The following is a 22,378-nucleotide window of genomic DNA, read 5'->3' on the forward strand; positions in this document are numbered from 1 at the left end:
TTAAATTACAAACTTGCCTTTCCATACCCGCTATTGAATACTTTTAAAGATAACGGGAATACATCACTATAAATGAAAAAGGAGGCAATACAATGGATGTTAAACACGGCAACAATAAATTCTATGTTGAAAAAGACTCTGAGGAAATGGCTTCACTTGCTTATGCACCGGACGGCGATGTGCTGACGGTCACTCACACGGAAGTGTCACCTGAACTTTCCGGGCAGGGCGTCGGCAAGCAATTGGTGAGCGAAGTGGTGCAATACGCACGTAATGAAGGCAAAACCATCGATGCCCAATGTTCATTTGCGCGTGGCGTCATTGAAAAGACTCCGGAATTTCAGGATGTTCTAAAGAATTAATGCCCAAAAGCATATCCGTTTTGCGGGTATGCTTTTTTCAACCCTTTGCCATTTAGACATCCGATCATTTTTTTGAAAGGAAGTGCAGGCATGGATTATACACTGGAAGAAGCAATCAGCCGATTTGCGCAGCCGGTCAATGGCTTGAATGATTTGGAACCATTGATGGAAGCAGTAGGCGACGCGAAAATCGTCCTGCTGGGTGAAGCTACGCATGGAACATCAGAATATTATCAATGGCGCGCCGAATTCTCGAAACGGCTGATTCAGGAAAAAGGATTTACGCTTATTGCAGTGGAGGGTGATTGGCCGTCCGCTTACCAGGTCCACCGCTACATCAATAATTTTACCGAAGCGGATGAAACCGCCCGGAATCTGCTCAAACAAGCATTTACCCGCTGGCCAACGTGGATGTGGGCCAATGAAGAAATTGCTGGTTTTATTGATTGGCTGAAGGATTATAACGCTTCACTAAATCAAAAGATCGGTTTTTACGGAATCGATGTGTACAGCCTTTGGGAGTCGATGGAAGAAGTGATTCATTATTTGAATGATGTGGATCCTGAAGGCGGAGACGTGGAACTGGCGAAGCAGGCATTTTCCTGTTTCGATCCGAGCAATAGGAAACCCGAGAAATATGCAATTTCCTATGCGACTTTTTCGGAGGGCTGCATCGATGAAGTCACCCAGTTGCTTGCTTCCATCCGAAGCAACGCGGAGAATTATACAAATGAAGAAGAAGCCGACCTGAATCTGCAGATCAACTCACTGGTTGCGAAAAACGCGGAAGAATATTACCGCGCAATGGTCAGAAGCGGTGCAGAGTCCTGGAACATCCGTGATCACCATATGGTGGAAACGGTCAATGAATTGCGGAACTATCACGGCACCGATGCCCGTATTATCATCTGGGAGCATAACACGCATATCGGCGATGCACGGGCGACGGATATGAAAGACGATAAGATGGTAAATGTCGGGCAATTGCTGCGCGAGCAGAATCCGCCTGAAGATGTCTTCGCCGTTGGTTTTGGTTCGTACGAAGGCACTGTCATTGCAGCGGAAGCATGGGAAGCGCCGTATGAAGAAATGGTGCTGCCGCCTGGCAGGAAGAATTCATGGGAAGAATTGCTGCACCGGACCGGCGCACATGATAAATTGCTGATTTTCGATGACAGCAACCGACGCCTGTTCGATCGCTGGATCGGACACCGGGCAGTCGGAGTCGTTTATAACCCTGAGCACGAAGCTTATGGCAATTACGTGCCGTCCATGATTTCAAAACGTTACGACGCGTTCCTGTTCTTTGACCGTACACATGCGTTGAAGCCGCTTTAGAATGCAAAAAGCCAACTAAGGTTGATTCCTTAGTTGGCTTTATTAAAATCCATTCATTAACATGCTTTAACGGAATTCACCGTCAACGACGTTATAGAGGAAATTCCAGTTATCCGCTTTGTAAAGCTCATGGAATGTCAGGCGATCCCCGTTGCCGAGTGTAACATGTTCATTTGAAATCGCAACAACCATAGCAGTGGAAGTATTATCCAAGTTTAAATAGACATCTCCGATAGATGGGCGGATTGCATCACGCTCACGGATTTTGTCAATCAATTCCTTGTCCGCTTCCAGCTGGCTGGCATCGACTTTTGACTTATCGTAATAAACGATATCTTTGCTTCCTTCTGCCTCACCCGGCTGCATGACGAAGAATTCTCTGAATTTCACTGTATTTTGTCTGGTCGTCACCACATTCTTGCCTTCCACTGATTCCACTTTCTCGAATTCATTGAGGGAATAATGGTCCATATAATCCGGATCCGGTTTACTGATCAGGATATAGCCGCCTTCTTCCGGCCCTATATCATCCCGCAAAGTATAGCGGGTCCCGAAGAATAGGAAAGAATCGAGATGCTGCGGCTTATAGAGTGAGACTTCATCCGCTTTGCAATCCACTTGTTCCATGTCTTTGATCCGGAACAGGTGAACGGATTTCTTGGCCAAAGGTTTGACCGAATAGACTTTATGCAATTCGTTATTATAATAGACAAACTGCCCTTTTCTAACTTGAATTAATTTCATCTTTTTCCCTCCGATACTCTCATACGTCTTGCGTTAAATTCTAGAGGATTTTTTAATGGAAGTCCAAGCATCCATCTATATTTTTTGGTATGTTTAAGTTTAAGTTTGCTGATAAGGAGCTGATAAGTATGGAATACGAAAATCGCGACGAATATATCATTAAAAAATACCAGCAGGATGAAGCGACAATGATCCAGCTTTTTGTTAACTGGTCACTGCAGAATAACCTGGATCCGGTTCAGCTTTATCAAAGAGCCTATCCTGCCCAGTCGCAAAATGATGCGCTGGTCCGCGCTGTCGAAGAAGCAGATCCGTCTGAATTTGAAATCAGCAATGAAACCCTTCTTGACGTACTGCAATTGTTTGGAAATGACGATCTTGCTTTTGTCGCTTCCGAAGAAATGGAAAAATTGGAACGTAAATAAAGAAAAGCGGAAGCGAGAGATAGCCCAAACTTGTTTGGGACTATCTCTTGCGACGAAGCAGCGCAGCGATGCAGAGACAGGAGCAGCCTTTTACCCGAAGAGCTGGGCCGCTGGAGTCTAGACAATAACGAAAAGCGTCACAAAGCGTTCGCTCTTTATTTGCGTTTTTTCCGCAATTCTTTCGCTTTGTTCTCTATATAGCTTGTCCGAAGATTTTCATACCGATTCGAAGCTACATTACTGTAAATTTTGCTGAAACGGGCAGTTTCATTGTTTTCCTCTTCTGCCGGTTCTTCGGGAGTTTCATCTACCGGCTCGGGCTCAGCAGCAGCTTTTTCTTTTTTCGCTGATTTTTTTTGTTTTTCCTCTGCTTTTTCAACCGGTTCTTTAGTGGCTGCCACAGGTTCTGTTTGAATTTCTGCTGGTTCTGGTGTTGGCTGTTGCTTTGGTTCCGCTGCCGGCTCCACCGTTTTTTCTTCTGCTTTCGGTGCTGGCTCAGCCGGCGGTTCTGTGACTTCTGGAACCGGTTCTGCAGCAGGCTCCTTCACTTCTTCCGTTTCCGGTGTTTTGTTCAATTCTGTTGTTTCATCTTTTTTCTCCATTATTGCTCCCCCTCCCTTTTCTGCTTCCTGCTAAATAGACTCACGAGAAAAATTCCCTAATTATTGCGCTGTTAAACCAAAAACGAACTCCAAAACATGGCTGTGTCCGTTTTCTCCATAATGCTATTCCCACCGGCTTGCCATTCGGCTAATGTTTTCAAGCGTTACCGAGCCTTTTTGCAGAGGCAGCGGACAGGATTTATTAAATTCATGGATTTTTTCATTGATACTCGCTAACCGCAGAGGAAGGTCTTTTTTCTTGCCGGCCTGCAGCTGTTCGAGCACCCCCTGAATCTGATCGCGGATTTCATGCTGCAATTTCAGCCAATGCGGCTTGTATCCGGCTTCATTTGCGATGCGCTGAAAATGCTGAAAAAGATCCCCTGAAAAATATTCTGCCGGCAACGGTTTACCGGCGCCCGGTAAATTATCCATTCCACCGGTCTTCTCGTATTCCTTTAGGATTTCCCCGATCAGATCTGTGCGAATTTCCTGTTTTTCTTCCGCCATTTCCTCCAGCCCCTTAGAAAATCATTTTCCGAATGATGAAGGCATGACAACCGCAACTACTGTACCTGTTGCACAAACTGTTCCGCCAGCCGCAACTTCTATATTCACTTTGAATTTTTTCGGATGGATTTCTTCCACTTCACCTACCGCTGTTAATGTGACGCCCTGCGGAGTCGGCTTCAGGTAATCGACATGCAGCGAGGCCGTAACAAAACGCGGCGGCTCTTCTCCACTGCCTGGTTCAAAACCATTTTTTCTATGCAATGCCAATGAAGCCGAGCCTGTTCCGTGGCAATCGATAAGTGAAGCAATCACGCCTCCGTAAACAAATCCCGGAATGGCCGTATGCTCACTGCCGGGTTCGTATTCGGTAAAGGTCTTATCCCCTTGCCACCTTGTCCGGAAATGATGGCCGTGCTCATTCAAACGTCCGCATCCATAACAATGCGCAAATTCTTCCGCGTATTCATCCTGAATTGCTGTAATCGGGGTATCACTCATTCTTTTCTCCTCTTTCCTTGAAATATTTTCGGCTATTTTTTGTAAGATATTACCTCAATTTTAGCATAATAACGAAAAAAAGAACGAACTATTCTGAATCTCATTGGCATAGTGGATTGTTTAAAACTATATAGGGCGGGAAAAGAAATAGAGATCAGGAAAGGAGTTTGATACGAATGAAATGTTATAGTGTAGCACCTGACCAGGATGCAACCCGCTGGATCGTCAAACTGGAGGACGTGGCTCCGACCGAGTCATTCCCAAGCAAAGACGGAGCGATTGCTGCTGCTGAAGAACTCGCTAAAGACAATACACCGAGCAAACTTCAGATTCTGGATAAGGACCATAACATAGTTGAAGAACGAGAATATTAAAAGGAAAGTGGAAGTGCCCATAAGAGCCGGGCGCTGAAATTTGTAAAGAAAAAAGCGGATCGCCTAAGCGATCCGCTTTTTTTGATGAAATTGGGCAAATAGAAAAGCACAGCCCTTTTCATCAGGCTGTGCTTCCCTTGTTGCAGCTTCTCCACTCTCGGAGAAGTTTACGCACGCGGAAAATTTGTCGATCATACTTCTACATTCTGATAAAGGTTGACGAATGTTCTAAATCTCGTCAATACAGCTTCCTGTTCTGTCTGCATCTTTAGATTTTCGTCGCATTTACCTCTCAGCGAATCCGTTGTTCTGCAGTCAGATATTCAGTTGCACTTACACAAAAAACTTACCAAACTTCGTCTGAAACACTTTCTCTTCAGAAAACTTTACAAACTTGGTACCCGACGAGATCACAATCGTCAGTAAAGCAAATTTTCCGCCAAGGCTGTGCATGTCCTCGTCTGGAGGCGATTGTAAACTACTAACCTGTTTACTCGTTTCTCCCTACGGTGGTTCCGCCTTGTACTCTCTAGATACCACCTTCAAATATTTCTTAAACCTCATTTATAAGAATTTTTAAATTTATTTGATAAATAGTTTTTACTTTTTTCCGCTTGCCCGCTATACTTGGAATAGTTCGATAACCGTAATAAAAGGAGCGAGATAAATGGTCAAGAGTATGCCCGCACGTTCAGAAGTCAGCATTGATGAAACATGGGATCTGCAGTCTTTATTCGCATCAGATGAAGCTTTTCATGATGCACTTTCTGCCCTCGAAAAAGAAGTGGATGCATTCGCCTCAACCTATAAAGGAAATACCAAAAATGCATCAACAGTAAATACATTATTAAAAGCTTACGCTGAAATAAATGAAAAATTTGTTCCGGTGGGTACATACGCAAGCCTTAAAATCAGCACAGACCAAACCGATGATGAAGCTCAGATGCTGTCGAGTAAATTCGGTTCCGCGGCGGCTAAAGTGAACAGCAAGCTGTCGTTCGTCACCAGTGAATTATTGGCATTGCCGGATGAAACGCTGGAGCAGGCGATGCAGGAATCCGATGAGTTCAAAGTATATTTGGAGAAATTGATCCGCAAAAAGCAGTATCAATTGCATTCGGAAGTGGAAAAGACACTTGCCGCTTATTCATCGACATTCAACGCGCCATACGGCCTCTACAACACGACGAAAATGGTGGATATGTCATTCGATGATTTCGAAGTGGATGGCAAAAGTTATCCGCTAAGTTACGTTTCGTTCGAAGGCGACTGGGAAGCGGAAACGGATACTGCCAAACGCCGCGCAGCTTTTAACGCATTTTCGCAGAAACTGAAAGATTACCAGCATACCACTGCGAAGACGTACGATATGCAGCTGCAGACGGAAAAAACTACTTCCGACCTCCGTGGCTATGATTCCATCTTCGATTACCTGCTGTTCAACCAGGAAGTGGACCGTTCGCTGTATAACCGCCAAATCGATTTGATCACCAGCGAATTAGCACCGCATATGCGCAAATACGCAAAATTGCTGCAAAAAGCGCACGGCCTTGAGAAAATGACATTTGCCGATTTGAAGATTTCGCTGGATCCGACTTACGAACCGGAAATTACAGTAGAAGAATCGAAGAAATACATCAACGACGCGCTTGGCATCATGGGCGAAGATTATCTTGAAATGATCGAACGTTCTTATTCGGAACGCTGGATCGATTTCGCCCAGAACAAAGGCAAGTCGACTGGCGCTTTCTGTTCGAGTCCTTACGGCAACCACCCGTATATCCTGATTTCATGGACTGGCCGCATGAACGAAGTATTTGTGCTGGCGCATGAACTAGGCCATGCCGGACATTTCTACAACGCCAACCGCGCTCAAAATATCTTCAACGCGCGTCCATCGCTTTACTTTATCGAAGCCCCTTCAACGATGAATGAAATGCTGATGGCCAACCACCTGCTCGAGAATTCGAAAGATCCTAAATTCAAACGCTGGGTCATTTCATCGATTGTTGCACGGACGTATTACCATAATTTCGTGACGCATCTTCTCGAAGCTGCTTATCAGCGTAAAGTGTATGAACGCATCGATGCGGGACAAAGCGTCAATGCAGGAATTCTTAATAACCTGAAACGCGGGGTTCTCGAGGAATTCTGGGGCGACACTGTGGAAATCAATGACGGCGCCGAGCTTACTTGGATGCGCCAGCCTCACTACTATATGGGCTTGTATCCTTATACGTACAGCGCCGGGTTGACCATTTCAACACAAGTATCGAAACGCATCCTTGAAGAAGGCCAGCCGGCTGTCGACGAATGGCTGGAAGTGCTGAAAGCCGGCGGAACCAAATCGCCGGTCGAGCTGTCCAAAATGGCTGGCATCGACATCACAACCGATCAACCATTGCGCGACACAATCGCCTATATCGGCGAATTGATCGATGAGCTCGAGAAATTAACTGAAGAAATTGAAGGCGAATAAAAATTTTTTCGGGTTATATAAAAAGCGTGCCGCATCTCACCGATGCGGCACGCTTTTTTAGCTTTGTTATAGAATCCGGACGTAAAATAGCTGAACGCTGATATATTTTGCTGAGCGCCGATATAATTTCCTGAACGCCGATATAATTCGCTGAACGCCGATATAATTCGCTGAGCGCCGATATCCGCTATTAGACAACCCACACAAAGAAAATAAGCAGCAGAAAAGCTGTCAATAAGCTTTACTGACTTCGAAATTCCTAAAAAAACTTAGATCTAAAGATAATTAGATGCTTTTCGCGAGCGAAAAGCGAAAGAAACATGCTTTCAAGGTTTATTTTCGATAACAAGCTAAAAGCGTGCCGCATCTCACCGATGCGGCACGCTTTTTTTATCTTCTGTTCTTTCTCCAAATCAATGCCTGCTCAAGAATGATCGCAATGATGGTTCCTGTGATCAGGCCATTTGATAAGGTCGACGCCAGCACACCCGGCAGTTGGGCCATGCTTTCCTGCGGCACGAACATGATGCCGACACCAATCATCAAGCCGAAAGCAGAGACTTTATACGCCTGCATCCGGTCGGCTTCCTCTTCCAATTCCTTGAATGCCATTTCCACCATCTTCGTGAAAATCGCAAAGATTACTGCATAGGCGACAGGTGCCGGCAAGGCAGCGAGCAACGCCATGATATTCGGGAACAGGCTGATTGCAACTACCAGGAAACCGCCGACGATGAACGGCTTTAATGATGGCGTCCGTGTCGCGCTGACAAATCCGGCTGCCCCTGATATCGGCACCGGTCCGATGGAAGAGAACAACCCGGCAAGGATGTGGTTCAAACCGGATGCGACGGAACCTTGTTTGACCCGGTCCGGCTGATGGATACCGAATTCATTTTTCAATAAATACTCCATGACCCGCATCGATGCCATCATATTGGCAATCAGCAGCAGCGTTAAAAACAATGAAGTGACGAACATGCCGCTGTCCCAAACGAGCGGACCGAACACCAGCATCTGCGGCAGCGAGATGAAAGTGCCGGCATCGAATGGCACGGATTCCGTTTTGCCGATTATCAGGAACAGGAGCCAGCCTGCCGCAATCGCAAAAAGGACAGAATAGCGGTTGACCCACGGGATTTTATTGCCCATGAAGTAGAAAGTAGCGACAACAACCGCTACTCCCGCCATGAATACGACGAGGTCGACGGGTTCACCCGGTGTTGTGATTCCGAATAAACCCGACATGATTGATTCGCTGATTTGCAGCACCAATAATAATAAATAAACAAATGTAATAGTCGGCGTAAACAGGCGGCGCATTTTACCTACCAGACCGGTGTAGGCGAAAATGATGAACAGCACACCGCTGTAAAGCATGCCGCTTTGCAGCGCCTGGAGCGCATTTTCAGCAGTGGCGTAAAGCGAACCGACAAGGCCGGCATAAACGATATAGATGCCCCACCATAGTCCGGCTGGTCCTTCGTTGATCGGCATTCTATGGCCGATGAATGCCTGCAGCAAAACAGCGACGCCGAGAACGAAAACCGTTCTCTGGACGAATAATGCCGTATCCGCTGTATCCATTCCGAAGACGCTTGCTATGGCGATCGGTGCGGCAATGGATGAGGCTAATAAGAACACGGCCCATTGCAGGCCGCCAAATAAATTTTTTATCATAAGTAAATCTCCAATTCGTTAAGTATAACCATGCGGTATCAGTATACACCTGTTTTACCCCAACAAAAAGAGGTCCTGAATTTTGTCAGGACCCCTTTTTGCCGTTATCGTTTTCAGAAGTATGTTCCACTTCATCCTGTTCCGGCTTATCATCTATAGACAGCGGATCGTCGCTGTTTTTCATATCATAATTAACGGAATACCCCTGATCTTCCAAATGCTGAACTTGTTTCTTCGAAGCTCTGATCAGCAACCAGATAATCAGCATTGAAAGAATGAAGATAACAATTACGGAAATGATACCCGGGATGTACTCTGATTTATCTTCTGGAAAGTATAGAAAATCCATCGTGCTTACCCACCTTTATCTTCAAGTTTCAATTTATTATACATGATTCATTTATGGAATGAAGAAATGAAGGTGAACGTTTAGTGGCGATTAAAGAAAAGCGCCCGCTGGAGTCTGGACAATAGAAAAGCGGAAACGGCCGTTCAGCTCCGACAAGCATAAGACACGCTGGCGTAGTGGCATGTTTTCAGCCGCCTAGTCAGTGGGGCTTATGACTCGAGGAGCTGGCCCGTTGGAGTCTGGACACAAAAAAGCACAAACGTTAAAAGCAGCCACCGGATATCCACTCCGGTGGCTGCTTCATATGTTCATTCACTTTCTGCAACTACAGTAAAGCGCTTATTGATATGCCAGCCGTTTTCGATTTCATCGACCAGCGCAATGGCATAATCCTTATAGCTGATGTAACTTTTGCCTTTCCTGTTGACGAGAAAAGCATCTTCTCCGATTTGGTACTTGCCGGTTCGCTTACCTTCGGGATCAAAGAAAGCTGCAGGGCTGAGGAACGTCCATTGGATTCCTTCCGCCTGTTCAAGATCTGCAAGGTTTTGAGATTGATTCAACGCGATAGCTTTAAAGGCTTCCGGAAATTCAGGCGTTTCATTCAATCGGGTCGTTTTCGCTTCATCGACGAACAGGCTGCCTGCGCCTCCGACCACCAATAGCCGCGTATCTTGTGCTTCTTTCAGTGCATTGATCAGTGACCGTCCTGCTTCCACATGCTGCTCCGCTTTTTCGGGCGGCACGCCGAAAGCATTGACGACAGCATCGAATTGTTTCAGATCATTGGCATCAAGTTCAAAAATGTCCTTCTCCAAAACCGCTGCGTCTTCTCCTTCAGGGAGTTTCTGTGAATCCCTCACAATCGCTGTCACTTCATGGCCTCTGGATTTCGCTTCCTTCATGATGAGGCTGCCAGCTTTTCCTGTTGCGCCGATGATTCCGATTTTCATTAGAATCCCTCCAGTTTATTCGCTAAGGCATACTGTAAATCCGCTGCTTATTCGACCGGTTTTTGCGTCGTCACTTTTTTCCAGTGGACAATATCATCATCCTGATCGAACTCAATAATGATATCTGTAACATTCGGAACACGTTTATTGATTTCTGCCGCTATATACTCACGGATTTCATCCGCTTCCTTAATCGTCATATCCGGTTCGACTTCCACTTTCAATTCAACGTGAAGATCATCGCCTTCACGTATAACAGCCATGTCCTGAATATCATTGATTTTTGGATGCTTCATGATTTCATTGCCCATACGTTCTTCCATATCCAAATCCGCCACACCAAGAACACCGGCTGCATTATCAAGGAATATACGTCCAACTACAACGACCAGCATAATTCCGATAATGACTGAAGCGTATCCTGTAGCGCTGTGGAACGGCGTATAAGTTGCGATAACAATGGCAATCAACGCAAGGACCGCCCCGCCAACTGCCACGTTGTCTTCAAGGAATACAAGTTTTGTCGCCGGATTGGCATTTTTCACATTTTTATAGGCTAATGGAACAATTTTCATTCCTTTAGTTTGTTCTTTCGGCAAGTTATGTGTAATTTCTTTCATGGCTTTATGCAAAACAAATAATTCAAGAATAATTGCTACGCCCAAAACACCGACATTCAACCAGAACCAATCTTCCGAATGTGTTGCAGACTGGATATGGTGGATTCCTTCAATAATTGTTTCGTAAGCCAGGATGCCGACAATCAGCACCGCTCCCAATAGAACCAGGTTCACGAGGCGTCCAAAACCTCCAGGAAATCGTTCCGTCGGACTCTTCTTACTGAGCCCTGATCCGATAAATACGAAAAACTGGTTTGCCGCATCACCGAAACTGTGCATCATCTCAGCGAACATGGCGACATTTCCCGTAATAAGATAAGCAGCTGTTTTTATAATGCCAAGAATCGTATTTATAATTGCTGCCCATAAGGCTGATTTAGCCCCGAATTTCATCAAACCGAATAATTCCCTCATATTAAACCTTGCCCCTTTCAATAACTTCTATACTACTAACTTCCCATTAATGAAAATTAAAACACCTATTCATTCATATTTTTTCTCGAAAGGGGCTGCTTCTCCCATCATCGGCTCTTTTTTGCCATTAAAGGCGATACGTTTTGCCGATTTCCGCAAATTCAACCGAACCGGAAAATGCTTCTTTGGCAGATTCCAAAATTTCCCCTAGTTCACCGTATTGCGGCAAATGGGTTAGCACCATTTGTTTCACTTCGGCTCTGGCTGCGAGTTCGCCTGCTTGCCGCCCGCTCATATGGCCTTGAATGATACCGACGTATTTTTCATAAAGGTTTGATTCGGCAGCGATAAAGTCTGCGCCTGCAGAAAATTCAACGAGTTCTTCTTTCCATGCCGTATCGGCTGTGAAAACCGCCGTCTTGCCGTTTGAAGTAAATTTCAGCGCCAGGCAGTAAACCGGATGAACCGTTTCACAAAAGGATACTTCCCAAGGCCCGATATGAATAGGCTCAGAAACATGAATCTCTCTGCCTTCCGTCACTCCTTTATAAGAAAGGCTGTCGAAACCGGCGGCGTCCCGGTTATGAGCATAAATCGGCAAAGGTGTTTTCCATTCCTTCAATTGCATGCCCACCATTGCCGCATGCTGCAGAACCCCGGTATCCGCTACATGGTCCGGATGATAATGAGTGATGATAACTGCGTTCAACTCACGCAATTCCGTATAGTTCTGAACCGCCGCCAGCACTCCGCTGCCGCAATCGATTAAACAGCGGAAACCATCCTGTTCGATTAAAAATGAAGAAGTCGCTTCGTTTTTATTTGGGTAACCGCCCCAAATGCCGATTGTCGTAATGTTCATGATCAACTCTCCCCGCAAAGCAGTTTTCTTTAGTATAACTCAAGAGGAATAGACACACTTGTTTAAGCGGGGGTGCTGTGTGGTAAAGAATAAGTGGATAGAAAAAACAGGAGGGATTATTTTGACTATTAAAATGACAGTTGAAAACGCACTTCAGGCTAAAACAGAAATCGACAAATTAGCATCGCAAGGTTACGATCATGACGACATTTACGTTTTCGCGCATGATAAAAAGCGCCAAAAAGATGTAACTGACGCTCTTGATACAGAAAGCGTCGGCATGAAAGAGCAAGGCTTCCTGGACAGCATGAAAAATATGACCAGCTCACGCGGCGATGAACTTCGCGCGAAAATGGCAGGCGCCGGATTAACGAAAGAGGAAGCAGAAGAATATGAAGAAGAACTCGATAAAGGTAAATTGGTCATTATCGCAAATAAAAACGACTAACTCTTACAAATCACGAGAGGATGCCGGGCTTCTGGCATCCTCTTTTTTTATTTGATTACATTTTTAATGTTCTTACAATAATAGTTCCAAAAGAAAAGTCTAGAATTTTCAAATATATTTTGTCAAAATGCTCTTTTTTTGCTATATTTACATAAGTTTTAACTTCAAGTTTAACTACATCAAGGGGGACCACATGAAAAAAAGTTTAAAGATTGGCAGTGCTTTTATCGGTATTATTGTCGGCGCCGGGTTTGCGTCGGGACAGGAAATACTTCAATACTTCACTAGTTTTGGTTATCTGGGAATTCTTGCCGCCATTTTGGCCACCGCTCTCTTCGCTTATATGGGGATGAGTTTGACGAGACTTGGCAGCCGTATGCAAACTTCTTCCCATAAAGAAGTTGTATATGGAATCGGCGGTAAAATCGGTGGTTTTATCATGGATGCCATTATTATCCTGACACTATTCGGCGTTGGCGTTGTCATGATTGCCGGAGCTGGTTCGATTTTTTCCCAGCAATTCGGATTGCCTGCAATCCTTGGAAATACAGTGATGGCTTTGATCGTCATGGCGACGATTATGCTGAACGTACAGAAAATCATCACAATCATCGGCAGTGTTACACCATTCCTGATTCTCATGGTAATCGGTCTTGCCGTTTACAGCTTGCTGACGATGGACGCTTCTTTTGCTGAACTGAATCCTATCGCAAAAGAACAGGATTCGGCTTTATCCAATTGGTTCTATTCTGCGATCAATTACGTTTCATTTAATATAGCAGTAGGTGCATCAATGGCAATTGTCATGGGTGGCATAGAGAAAGACGAAAAGATCGCTGCCCGCGGCGGTTTACTTGGCGGACTTGGTCTGGGTGTGCTGATTATCCTGAGCCATTTGGCTATTTTCTCAGCTGTCGACAGAGTCGGCAACTCGGACATGCCGATTCTTCAGATGGCCAATGATATTTCACCATTCCTTGGATTCTTCATCTCGTTGATCTTGTTTGCCATGATTTACAATACAGCAGTCAGTATGCTGTTTTCGTTTACAGCCCGTTTCGCTGAACAAAATACTGTCCGTTTCAAAATAACCGTTGTCATTGCAGTAACCGTTGCCTATCTTTTGAGCTTCAGAGGATTCACGGAACTTGTCGGTCAGTTTTACCCGGTAATCGGGTTGCTTGGACTATTCCTTGTTGTCACGCTTGTTGTGACAAATATCCGCTACTCGCTCAATAAAAAAGCAGCAGTATAAATTCGACCGTCAAATCCTTGCATAAGGGTTTGACGGTTTTTTCGTGTTAAAGTCTTAAGTATATAAAATTTTGGAAAGGCGGGTTTTTCGTGGAGACAATCGTTTGGATTGATGACACACAAATTAAGGCAACAGACTTCAAAATCGATAATGTGCAAATTTCAGAGGCTGAAAATAATGTAAAAAAAATTTCTTTTTCATTTAAAGTAAGCAGCGAAGAATATCACGACGTGGCTGTCCTTCTATATAAAAATGATTTCCAGGTACGCGTTCCGGATCTGGATCTTGAGTTCCCTGCCACCATCCATAACTACGCGACCGATCGAACAGATCTTTACAAAGAAGGGCAAACGGCGGATTATTATCTCGAGCTGATTGAAAAAAGAAAATAAAAATCTGAATGCCCTGGACTGCAATCAGTCCAGGGCATTTTCAACTTAGTCTCTTTTATATTTACTGCCGCTGCTTTTCATCCTTAACTTCTGGGTCATTTCGCCAGCCATTTGTTCTTTATGTTTCCGCTCAGCTTCATCGAGCTGGATGGAAAAGCAGCCATTTTCCTCATATATTCGGAACCACGAGCCGACCCCGCTCCCATCCGGCAGCTCCCTGAACGGCACAACAATTTCGAAGCCCTGCTCTTCCAGCAGGATGACGGCTTTTCCCCCGTCTTCAATCCGGTCCAAATAACCTTTCACGTAATCACTCCTCCACACAAGCCAGATTCTGCTCTTTGATAGCGTCCACTGTCGCTTGGCCGATGCCTTTTATTTCCGCTAAATCTTCAACCGTATCAAATGGCCGCAAACGAATGATTTCTTTCGCATACGTTTCACCGATGCCCGCAATCTGCTCCAGTTCGGCGGTGGAGGCGATATTGATGTTAATGCAGCGGTTCTCCCCTTCAGTCGGAACCCCAGTGCTGCTGGTAACCACATTATAGGAATCGCCGTCTGTTTCCACAATAACCGTGCCATTAACATCCGTGCCGTATACTTCTGCACCGCTATTTTCAACAGCCGCCAGCACTTCGGCGTGCGGATGGCCGTAGGAATTATCCGCTCCAGCGCTGTATATCGCCACTTCCGGTGATACGGCCTCCAGGAAAGCGTTGCTTGTCGATGTATTCGAGCCGTGGTGGCCAAGGTGCAGAATTTCCGCACGCAAGTCGGTTCCGCTGTCGATCATCTCCTGTTCTTCTTTTATCCCTGCGTCTCCTGTGAAAACAAATTGGATGTCACCATACGTCAGTTTCATGGAAATTGATTCTTCATTGGCGGCGCCAGTAAGCTGTTCGGGGTAAAGAACATCAATACGCATTTTGCCAACGTCGAAAACATCTCCCGCCCTCGGTTCATAATAATCGGTTCCGCTTGCCTCTATCGACTGCAGGACATTCAAATACGTATTGGAAGTGCTGGGATTTCCCGGCATCCACACTTCTCCCACCTCGAATTCCCCGATGACTTGCGCGAGTTGGCCGATATGATCAGCATCGGGATGTGTACCTACAGCAATATCGATATCTTTTATGCCAGTTTTTTTCAGATAATCGACGGCTTGAGTGGATTTCCAGTGCCCGGCGTCAATCAGAATCGCATGGCCGTCAAACTCAAGCAATGTCGCGTCTCCCTGTCCGACATCGATATAATGCACATATAATGTCGGTTCCATTGTGTCTTTAAGCACATCTTCCGGTCCAGCCGGCTTTGTGGGCGCCGCAGTTTCCTGGCATCCCGCAAGCAGACTCAGCAGCGCAATTAAAAATAATAAAATTCTTTTCAAAAACTCACTCCCTTATTCACAGTGAATTTTATCACAGCTGCCTCGTAAGCGGGAAAATCGAAACACATAAAAAATCCGCCAGAAAGAAAGTCTCCGGCGGATCAGGAATCAGGTCGACATATAATCTCCACCATTCATATGGAGAAATTGTCCCGTCATATAAGAGTTTTGCGGGTCCGCCAAAAATACATAGGCTTTCACCAGTTCAAAAGGCTGTCCAGGCCGTCCTGCCGGTACATCTTCCCCAAAGTCATCCGCTACGTTAGGGTTTAAATCACCGAATGTCTTTGTAATCAATGGTGTCCATATCGGACCAGGCGCGATGCCGTTTACGGCAATTTCCTCACGCACAAGACGCCTCGCCAAAGAACGGGTCATGGCCACCATCGCGCCATTTGCACCCGAGTAATCGATCAAATCCGAATGGCCGCGGTAAGCATTAATAGAGGCTGTGTTGATGATGCGTGATCCTCTTTTTAGATGAGGCAATGCCGCTCTCACCAAATAGAACATCGCGAAAGCTTTGATTTCGAATGTCTTCAGCATTTGCTCATCGGTTATATCCAGCGGTGAAGTTTGAGGATATTGGTAGCCGGCATTATTGACGACGATATCAATCTGGCCATATGATTCAAGCGTAAATTGAACAATCTTTTCGCATTCTGCCGATTTCCCCAAATCTCCCTGGAACGCTTTCGCATCACCACCGTATTTCTCAATGGCTTTTATGGTCGAATTCGCTCCTTCTTCGTTGCCTTTATAGCCGATGACGACTTTTGCGCCTTCCTTTGCATAAGCTATGGCCACGGCCTGCCCGATTCCACTGCTGCCCCCGGTGATAATTGCCACTTTCCCTTCCAGCGCTCCACTTGCTTTATAGTCGGCCAAGTCTGTATTATCGAATGATTTATCTGCCATATGATCACCTGTCCTTTTATTGATTATTGCCGCATTAATCGGTTATTTTGCTGTAAGGTTGCTCACCATTTCCTGATAAAGTTCTTCATAAGCTTTTGCAGACTGCTTCCATGAATAATCTGCATCCATGCCATTCTTTTTAATGGCTTCCCAGTGCTCAGATTCCTGATAGAGCCTTAACGCCCGTTTCAACGCCTCTGTGAAAAGCGAATTTCGGGTAAAGTCACTCAGAAAACCGTTGCCCGTTTGTGTAATGCGGTCATATTCAATGACTGTATCTTTCAAGCCCCCTGTCTTATTGGCTACAGGAACGGTTCCGTAACGCATTGAAATAAGCTGGCTTAAACCACAGGGTTCAAAATGCGAAGGCATAAGGAAAATATCGGCCCCCGCATAAAGCTGATGTGCAAGGTCCTCGTCGAATCCAATATGCGCCGCCACTTTGTCCGGAAACTTTTTAGCCAGCTGCCTGAAAAAATCTTCAAATTTCTCTTCTCCTGAACCAAGCAGGATAAATTGCATGTCTTTGGATTGGAGCAATTCAGGCAGTGTTTCCTCCAGAATATCGATTCCTTTTTGGCCCGCCAGCCTTGAAATCATGACGGTCAACGGGATATTCCCTTTTACTGGCAAGCCCATCAGTGATTGAGCCTTGCGCTTGTTCACCGCCTTCTCTTCGATTGATGAATGGTCGAATTCCATTTCAATCGCCAGATCTGTAGCGGGATTATAGAATTTTGTGTCCAATCCGTTCAGGATTCCGACCAGGTCTTCTTCACGCTTCCGGAGCACTTTCTCTAACCCTTCTCCGTACTGTGAAGTTAAAATTTCGTCACGGTAAGCCGGACTGACGGTTGTTACTTTGTCCGCGTATAAAATACCGGTTTTAAGCATATTGTAATTTCCGTTCCATTCGATGGCTGAATCATCAAACTGGCTTTCTTCCAACTCAAATCCAGTCGTAAAAACGGATTTCGGGAAAGCCCCTTGAAATTGCAGGTTGTGTATCGTCAACACCGATTTTAAGCCTTCTCCCATATTTTTGAATCGGCTGTCTTCCTTCAATAGCAATGGAATAACAGCGGTGTGCCAGTCATGAACATGAATTACATCCGCATTGAGTTCCAGCTTTTTTATGGCTGTCAGGACGGCGTTATTAAAAAACCCGAAGCGTTCTCCATCATCAGCCTCGCCATATATTTGGGAACGTCCGAAATATTCCTGATTTTCCAAGAAGAAATACCGGACGTTTTCATTTCTGAATTGGTGGATGCTGCATGTTTTTTGCTCCCCGGCAAAAGAGACTGTGATTTCTTCAAGCAATGAAAATTGCTGTACGAATTCTTCAGCAATCAGGCTGTATTTAGGTAAGAATACGGTAACATCGTGGTCATTTTTCGCCAATTCCTTCGGCAATGCCCCAATTACGTCAGCCAGCCCTCCCGTTTTGGCAAAAGGTACACATTCCGCCGCCGCCATAATAATTTTCATAATTCTTCTCCCTCCGACACTATACTGCCTTTGCGGATGACCACCGGCTTTTCTTTTGTCCCGTGGACCACACTGCCGGCTTTGATGCGCACATCTTTATCCGCAATCACATAAAGTAAATCACAATTTTCTTCTATTACACATTTTTGCATGATGATGCACTTTTCAATCTTCGAATTTTTGCCGATTTCCACCGCTCTGCTTAGAATGCTGTCCCTGATCTCCCCTTCGAGCAAGCTGCCATTCGCTACCAGCGACCGTTTAACATTGGATCCTTTCATATATTTTGTCGGCGGTTCATCTTTGACTTTCGTATAAGTCGGCCGTTCTGGCAGAAATAGCTGCCTCCATGTAATTTCGTTCAACAGCGCCATTGATTCATTGAAATAGCTTTCCATTGAATTGATCAGGACGAAATAACCTTCATATTCGTATTGAGCGAAGGTATAAGGTTTTTTCTTCAGATTAACGACATCTTCCACACTTACAACCCGGTTTTCCCGAAAACCTTTAATCATCTGCATCAATAATTCTTTGGATAATATATAAGATTTCATACACTCACCATCACGGACCGCTTCTGTGATATCAGCTCCTGACGCTAAATGCTTTTCCAGCATATCGTTATAGTCCAATTGAGAAATGGAAAAGGCACAGGTCACCACGATGTGGGGCTGCGTGCTTTTATTGAAAAAATTGAGGTGATCTTCCAGTGCTGCAAATGAGCCGACACTCAATTGATCGCCTTCCCTTTGGGATGTCGGCAAAAAGTAAAGGCCGTTCCTGCGCCGATCCAGATCCCAGCTCTTGCCTTTGCCGATATGGTCCATCAGCGAAACGCTTTGCTGCGAAGCAAAGACCCCGACAGAGTTAATATTTGAGTTTACGATGTTGGATAATGCGAAATCGATCAAGCGATAACGCCCTGCAAATGGAATTGAAGCCGAAGATCTGTACATCGCCAATTCCTTTAAGCCAGGGATAGTGACTGTCGCATCAATTACTGCTGCTAAACGCATCGTCTTCACTCCCTTCCCAGTTTTCGATTGTTTCCTTGGTTAAAAGAGTGATTGCCCCGTCATTTTTCTGCAGCTTAAAGTTGGCCGGAATATCGAGGTCAGGTGTTATAATAGCCCGCCTGATTTTTGCACCCTTCCCGACCACTGAACCTGCCATGATTACGCACTCATCAATTTCCGCACCTTCTTTAATATGGACATCCTGCGAAATAACCGATTTCCGCACCTTTCCTTCGATGATGCATCCTTCATTTATAAAAGATTCCTCTATTTCACAAGTTTCGGTCACTACTTGTGGAGGGAGCTGCGGGTTGGAGGAAAATATACGCCATGCTGAATCATGGAGGACCAGACCGGAGTCGAGATCCAATAAATCCATGTTCGCGTCCCATAAACTGTCCACCGTGCCCACGTCTTTCCAATAGCCTTTATAAGGATAAGCAGCCATCTTTTCATTGCCTTCAAGCATTGCCGGAATGATGTCTTTTCCGAAATCATGGCTGGAGTCTTCGTTTTCGGCATCTCTTGCCAAATACTCCTTGAGTTTTTGATAATTAAAAATGTAAACGCCCATTGATGCCAAATTGCTTTTTGGGTCTTTCGGTTTTTCAACAAATCGCGTTACCTGCATTTGGTCATCCGTCTCCATCAGTCCAAAGCGGCTGGCTTCTTCCCATGGAACTTCAATAACCGAGATGGTAGCAGCAGCTTGTTGTTTTATATGAAAATCGAGCATCAGCATATAATTCATCTTATAGATATGGTCCCCTGATAGAATCAGCACGTACTCGGGTTGATGCGCCTCCAAAAATTTCATGTTCTGGAAAATTGCATTTGCCGTACCGTCATACCATTTGATGCCGTCAGCTTCTGCATAAGGCGGAAGCATCGTGACGCCGCCATCGCGGCGGTCAAGGTCCCAGGGGGTTCCGAGACCAATATATTGATGCAAAAGATGCGGTTGATATTGTGTTAAGACACCGACTGTATGAATCTCGGAATTGGTGCAATTGGATAAAGGAAAATCTATGATGCGGTATTTTCCGCCAAATGGAATTGCGGGTTTCGCAACCGTGTAGGTAAGTTCTTTCAGCCGGGTTCCTTGCCCGCCGGCCAACAGCATTGCAACCATCTGCTTTTTCAATCCGCTTCGCTCCCTTTCTCTATCAATTTCCAGATACACATCGTAAATGCAGGCAATTCAATTTTAATGGACCTTTCCTGGCCATCTGCACTGACACCTTCAGCTGGAGCTGTGCGAGCCATACTGCTCTGGACCCCTCCATATTCGGCAGCGGCACTTGAAAAGACTTGTTCATACTTCCCGCCACCCGGTACTCCTACACGAAACTCTGGGTATGCATGGTTGGAGAAATTACAAAGGATGATGCATTCTTCTTCAGGATTTTTCCCTCTTCGAATAAAAGAAGCAACACTTTGTTCATGATTATCCGCATCAAGCCATGTAAAACCCTTCGGATGATCGTCCAACTGATACAACGAGACCTCACCCTTATAAAAAGCCAGAAGATCTTTAGTAAAATAAGCCATCCGCTGATGCGCATCCGTTTCAAGAGAGGCCCAGTCCAGTTCCGGCTTGAATTCCCATTCGTCAAAATGGCCGAATTCCTGGCCCATGAATAATAGCTTTTTACCTGGATGGGTTATCCAGAAGCCCAGCAGCAAACGCAATTGGCTGAATTTCTCTTCTATTGTCCCCGGCAATTTATTCAATAATGATTTTTCACCATGAACGACTTCGTCGTGCGAAAAAGCTAAGATATACCGTTCATCGTATTGATACATAAGCGAAAAGTTCATCTTCTCGTGGTGCTCCGAGCGTTCCGACGGCTGCTCTTTCATATAGGCAAGCGTGTCGTGCATCCAGCCGAAATTCCATTTATAATCAAAACCGACTCCATTGTCTTCCGGGGTATGCGTCACTTTTGGATGCCCCCACGCATCTTCGGCAATAAGAATGGAATCGGGAAACGCCCGTTTCAAACCGGACACCAGATTCCTCAAGAAACCTTTACCTTCAGCATTGAAAGGCCGGGACTCCTCGTTCGGTATGAACAGCTGAGTGATGACTGCATCCATACGAAAGCCGTCAAACTTGAATTCATCCAGCCAATAATGGGCACTGGATAATAAAAAACTCACCACTTCCCCTTTTCTGATATCAAAATTCAAGGTGCCCCAATCGTGGTTCACTCTTCTTTCTTCACGGGATTCTTCGTAAAGCGGTTTTCCGTTGAATAAAGAAAGCGCAAAAGCATCACTGCAGAAGTGTCCGGGAATCCAATCCAAAAATAATCCGATTCCATTTTCTGCACATACGGAAACAAAGTATTTTAAATCATCTGCAGTTCCATAGCGTATTGTAGGGGCAAAATAGCCCGTTGCCTGATAACCCCAGGACTCATCAAGAGGATGTTCGGTGATCGGGAGAATTTCGATATGAGTAAAACCCAGGTTTTTGACGTAAGGAACCAGTTCATCAGCCAATTCACGGTAGTTCAAAAAACCGCCTTGTTCGTTCCGTTTCCAGGTGCCGATATGCAGTTCATAAATTGCCATCGGCTTTTCGACATGGTTATCAGCAAGTTTTTTCTTTTCCCTCATAACCGCCTCTTGCCATTTATGCCGGGAGGGTGCTGCAATTACCGATTTTGTTTGCGGCCTCATTTCTCCTTGTCTGGCGTAAGGATCGGATTTCTCGAGAAGTTCACCGTTTGGCAAAAGAAGTTCATAGATATATGAATATCCCGTCAGTTCCCCCGGCACACGCGTTTGCCAAACCGTTTCATCATATGGCAGCCGGTTCATTTCATAGGAATTCCGCTCGTTCGATATCGGATTGAAAACCACAGCAGTCACTTTTTCCACCTCTGGTACCCATAAAGTAAAAGAAGTGTGACCCTCTTCCGATTTGACTCCAAAATAACGGTAAGCATCTGTCATACGGCCTTCATGGAAGTCTTTCAATTTTTCTGCAGTCAATTCTTCATCCTGAATGATCATGTTGAACCCCTCCTTACATCGCCTTTCCTTAATTATCTATCTTTAGTAGATTCTACACGCCGCATGATAATCCTTTGTAAATTAACTAAATTTTTTGTTAATTATATTTCAAGTATATATTATTTTTCTTTTTTCATCAGTTGTTCGAAATATTTACACATAATTCTAAAGCCCGGGACTTGTTTGACGACACTATATCCTCTACGCTTATAAGGATTCATGAAA

At 45.1% G+C, this 22,378-nt stretch carries 24 protein-coding genes; 8 read left to right on the plus strand and 16 right to left on the minus strand.

Annotated features, from left to right (window positions below; genetic code table 11):
- The first annotated feature begins 92 nt into the window (after positions 1–92).
- Positions 93–362, plus strand: coding sequence for a GNAT family N-acetyltransferase (locus DP120_RS13500; RefSeq protein WP_112224202.1), 270 nt, complete (start codon positions 93–95; stop codon positions 360–362).
- Positions 363–452: 90 nt separating this feature from the next.
- Positions 453–1,700 (plus strand): erythromycin esterase family protein, encoded by a 1,248-nt coding sequence (locus tag DP120_RS13505; protein ID WP_112224203.1) that lies wholly within the window; start codon positions 453–455, stop codon positions 1,698–1,700.
- A 66-nt stretch (positions 1,701–1,766) separates the two neighbouring features.
- On the opposite strand, the gene DP120_RS13510 is transcribed toward DP120_RS13505, so the two are convergent.
- A complete protein-coding gene (locus DP120_RS13510; RefSeq protein WP_112224204.1) occupies positions 1,767–2,444 on the minus strand; it encodes a hypothetical protein in 678 nt (225 codons plus the stop codon).
- A gap of 128 nt (positions 2,445–2,572) precedes the next feature.
- Here DP120_RS13510 and DP120_RS13515 point away from each other — a divergent pair, with 128 nt between their 5' ends.
- On the plus strand, positions 2,573–2,869 hold the full coding sequence (locus DP120_RS13515) for a hypothetical protein (RefSeq protein WP_112224205.1): 297 nt from the start codon (positions 2,573–2,575) through the stop codon (positions 2,867–2,869).
- A 155-nt stretch (positions 2,870–3,024) separates the two neighbouring features.
- Here the strand turns inward: DP120_RS13515 and DP120_RS13520 are convergent, their stop codons facing one another.
- From DP120_RS13520 to DP120_RS13530, 3 genes are all read right to left on the minus strand, one after another.
- Positions 3,025–3,471 (minus strand): hypothetical protein, encoded by a 447-nt coding sequence (locus tag DP120_RS13520; RefSeq protein WP_112224206.1) that lies wholly within the window; start codon positions 3,469–3,471, stop codon positions 3,025–3,027.
- Between the two features lie 123 nt (positions 3,472–3,594).
- Positions 3,595–3,981, minus strand: a complete 387-nt coding sequence (locus tag DP120_RS13525; RefSeq protein WP_112224207.1) for a DnaJ family domain-containing protein — start codon at positions 3,979–3,981, stop codon at positions 3,595–3,597.
- A gap of 21 nt (positions 3,982–4,002) precedes the next feature.
- Positions 4,003–4,482, minus strand: a complete 480-nt coding sequence (locus tag DP120_RS13530) for a PaaI family thioesterase (RefSeq protein WP_112224208.1) — start codon at positions 4,480–4,482, stop codon at positions 4,003–4,005.
- Between the two features lie 176 nt (positions 4,483–4,658).
- Here DP120_RS13530 and DP120_RS13535 point away from each other — a divergent pair, with 176 nt between their 5' ends.
- The gene (locus tag DP120_RS13535; RefSeq protein ID WP_112224209.1) at positions 4,659–4,856 is read left to right on the plus strand and encodes a DUF2188 domain-containing protein; all 198 of its coding nucleotides are present in this window, start codon (positions 4,659–4,661) and stop codon (positions 4,854–4,856) included.
- Between the two features lie 667 nt (positions 4,857–5,523).
- Complete coding sequence (gene pepF, locus DP120_RS13540) at positions 5,524–7,335, plus strand: oligoendopeptidase F (protein WP_112224210.1); 1,812 nt, start codon at positions 5,524–5,526, stop codon at positions 7,333–7,335.
- A gap of 390 nt (positions 7,336–7,725) precedes the next feature.
- On the opposite strand, the gene DP120_RS13545 is transcribed toward pepF, so the two are convergent.
- The 5 genes from DP120_RS13545 to DP120_RS13565 form a co-directional block, all read right to left on the minus strand.
- The gene (locus DP120_RS13545) at positions 7,726–9,015 is read right to left on the minus strand and encodes a purine/pyrimidine permease (RefSeq protein WP_233785988.1); all 1,290 of its coding nucleotides are present in this window, start codon (positions 9,013–9,015) and stop codon (positions 7,726–7,728) included.
- An 85-nt stretch (positions 9,016–9,100) separates the two neighbouring features.
- On the minus strand, positions 9,101–9,364 hold the full coding sequence (locus tag DP120_RS13550; RefSeq protein ID WP_112224211.1) for a hypothetical protein: 264 nt from the start codon (positions 9,362–9,364) through the stop codon (positions 9,101–9,103).
- 308 nt (positions 9,365–9,672) lie between these two features.
- Positions 9,673–10,317 carry an NAD(P)-dependent oxidoreductase gene (locus DP120_RS13555; RefSeq protein WP_112224212.1) on the minus strand — a complete coding sequence of 215 codons (645 nt, stop codon included), beginning with the start codon at positions 10,315–10,317 and terminating at the stop codon, positions 9,673–9,675.
- A gap of 47 nt (positions 10,318–10,364) precedes the next feature.
- Entirely contained in the window at positions 10,365–11,351 is a 987-nt protein-coding gene (locus DP120_RS13560; RefSeq protein WP_112224213.1) for a cation diffusion facilitator family transporter, read from the minus strand.
- Positions 11,352–11,478: 127 nt separating this feature from the next.
- A complete protein-coding gene (locus DP120_RS13565; protein WP_112224214.1) occupies positions 11,479–12,213 on the minus strand; it encodes an MBL fold metallo-hydrolase in 735 nt (244 codons plus the stop codon).
- Positions 12,214–12,334: 121 nt separating this feature from the next.
- On the opposite strand from DP120_RS13565, the gene DP120_RS13570 reads away from it, so the two are divergent.
- The 3 genes from DP120_RS13570 to DP120_RS13580 all read left to right on the plus strand — a co-directional run bounded on the left by DP120_RS13570 (position 12,335) and on the right by DP120_RS13580 (position 14,308).
- Positions 12,335–12,661 carry a YflT domain-containing protein gene (locus DP120_RS13570; protein WP_112224215.1) on the plus strand — a complete coding sequence of 109 codons (327 nt, stop codon included), beginning with the start codon at positions 12,335–12,337 and terminating at the stop codon, positions 12,659–12,661.
- 193 nt (positions 12,662–12,854) lie between these two features.
- Positions 12,855–13,916, plus strand: coding sequence for a YkvI family membrane protein (locus DP120_RS13575; protein ID WP_112224216.1), 1,062 nt, complete (start codon positions 12,855–12,857; stop codon positions 13,914–13,916).
- 89 nt (positions 13,917–14,005) lie between these two features.
- Positions 14,006–14,308, plus strand: coding sequence for a DUF3219 family protein (locus tag DP120_RS13580; protein ID WP_112224217.1), 303 nt, complete (start codon positions 14,006–14,008; stop codon positions 14,306–14,308).
- A 45-nt stretch (positions 14,309–14,353) separates the two neighbouring features.
- Here the strand turns inward: DP120_RS13580 and DP120_RS13585 are convergent, their stop codons facing one another.
- From DP120_RS13585 to glgB, 7 genes are all read right to left on the minus strand, one after another.
- On the minus strand, positions 14,354–14,614 hold the full coding sequence (locus tag DP120_RS13585) for a DUF3006 family protein (RefSeq protein WP_165843807.1): 261 nt from the start codon (positions 14,612–14,614) through the stop codon (positions 14,354–14,356).
- A gap of 4 nt (positions 14,615–14,618) precedes the next feature.
- Complete coding sequence (locus tag DP120_RS13590; protein ID WP_233785990.1) at positions 14,619–15,701, minus strand: MBL fold metallo-hydrolase; 1,083 nt, start codon at positions 15,699–15,701, stop codon at positions 14,619–14,621.
- 108 nt (positions 15,702–15,809) lie between these two features.
- Positions 15,810–16,619, minus strand: a complete 810-nt coding sequence (locus DP120_RS13595; protein ID WP_112224219.1) for an SDR family oxidoreductase — start codon at positions 16,617–16,619, stop codon at positions 15,810–15,812.
- 42 nt (positions 16,620–16,661) lie between these two features.
- A complete protein-coding gene (gene glgA / locus DP120_RS13600) occupies positions 16,662–18,110 on the minus strand; it encodes a glycogen synthase GlgA (RefSeq protein ID WP_112224220.1) in 1,449 nt (482 codons plus the stop codon).
- Complete coding sequence (locus tag DP120_RS13605) at positions 18,107–19,129, minus strand: GlgC family sugar phosphate nucleotidyltransferase (protein ID WP_112224221.1); 1,023 nt, start codon at positions 19,127–19,129, stop codon at positions 18,107–18,109. Before DP120_RS13605 ends, glgA begins: the two co-directional genes overlap by 4 nt.
- Positions 19,107–20,273 (minus strand): glucose-1-phosphate adenylyltransferase, encoded by a 1,167-nt coding sequence (locus DP120_RS13610; protein WP_112224222.1) that lies wholly within the window; start codon positions 20,271–20,273, stop codon positions 19,107–19,109. Before DP120_RS13610 ends, DP120_RS13605 begins: the two co-directional genes overlap by 23 nt.
- A complete protein-coding gene (glgB, locus tag DP120_RS13615; RefSeq protein ID WP_112224223.1) occupies positions 20,270–22,153 on the minus strand; it encodes a 1,4-alpha-glucan branching protein GlgB in 1,884 nt (627 codons plus the stop codon). The genes DP120_RS13610 and glgB overlap by 4 nt, the downstream gene beginning before the upstream one ends.
- Between the last annotated feature and the right edge of the window lie 225 nt (positions 22,154–22,378).

Origin of the sequence: Planococcus halotolerans, from assembly GCF_003289955.1 — a bacterium.
Lineage (GTDB): Bacteria > Bacillota > Bacilli > Bacillales_A > Planococcaceae > Planococcus > Planococcus halotolerans.

Coding starts and splice junctions, on each gene's coding strand:
- DP120_RS13500 (WP_112224202.1), top strand. CDS start 93: ATGGATGTTAAACACGGCAACAATAAATTCTATGTTGAAAAAGACTCT.
- DP120_RS13505 (WP_112224203.1), top strand. CDS start 453: ATGGATTATACACTGGAAGAAGCAATCAGCCGATTTGCGCAGCCGGTC.
- DP120_RS13510 (WP_112224204.1), bottom strand. CDS start 2,444: ATGAAATTAATTCAAGTTAGAAAAGGGCAGTTTGTCTATTATAATAAC.
- DP120_RS13515 (WP_112224205.1), top strand. CDS start 2,573: ATGGAATACGAAAATCGCGACGAATATATCATTAAAAAATACCAGCAG.
- DP120_RS13520 (WP_112224206.1), bottom strand. CDS start 3,471: ATGGAGAAAAAAGATGAAACAACAGAATTGAACAAAACACCGGAAACG.
- DP120_RS13525 (WP_112224207.1), bottom strand. CDS start 3,981: ATGGCGGAAGAAAAACAGGAAATTCGCACAGATCTGATCGGGGAAATC.
- DP120_RS13530 (WP_112224208.1), bottom strand. CDS start 4,482: ATGAGTGATACCCCGATTACAGCAATTCAGGATGAATACGCGGAAGAA.
- DP120_RS13535 (WP_112224209.1), top strand. CDS start 4,659: ATGAAATGTTATAGTGTAGCACCTGACCAGGATGCAACCCGCTGGATC.
- pepF (WP_112224210.1), top strand. CDS start 5,524: ATGGTCAAGAGTATGCCCGCACGTTCAGAAGTCAGCATTGATGAAACA.
- DP120_RS13545 (WP_233785988.1), bottom strand. CDS start 9,015: ATGATAAAAAATTTATTTGGCGGCCTGCAATGGGCCGTGTTCTTATTA.
- DP120_RS13550 (WP_112224211.1), bottom strand. CDS start 9,364: ATGGATTTTCTATACTTTCCAGAAGATAAATCAGAGTACATCCCGGGT.
- DP120_RS13555 (WP_112224212.1), bottom strand. CDS start 10,317: ATGAAAATCGGAATCATCGGCGCAACAGGAAAAGCTGGCAGCCTCATC.
- DP120_RS13560 (WP_112224213.1), bottom strand. CDS start 11,351: ATGAGGGAATTATTCGGTTTGATGAAATTCGGGGCTAAATCAGCCTTA.
- DP120_RS13565 (WP_112224214.1), bottom strand. CDS start 12,213: ATGAACATTACGACAATCGGCATTTGGGGCGGTTACCCAAATAAAAAC.
- DP120_RS13575 (WP_112224216.1), top strand. CDS start 12,855: ATGAAAAAAAGTTTAAAGATTGGCAGTGCTTTTATCGGTATTATTGTC.
- DP120_RS13595 (WP_112224219.1), bottom strand. CDS start 16,619: ATGGCAGATAAATCATTCGATAATACAGACTTGGCCGACTATAAAGCA.
- glgA (WP_112224220.1), bottom strand. CDS start 18,110: ATGAAAATTATTATGGCGGCGGCGGAATGTGTACCTTTTGCCAAAACG.
- DP120_RS13605 (WP_112224221.1), bottom strand. CDS start 19,129: ATGCGTTTAGCAGCAGTAATTGATGCGACAGTCACTATCCCTGGCTTA.
- glgB (WP_112224223.1), bottom strand. CDS start 22,153: ATGATCATTCAGGATGAAGAATTGACTGCAGAAAAATTGAAAGACTTC.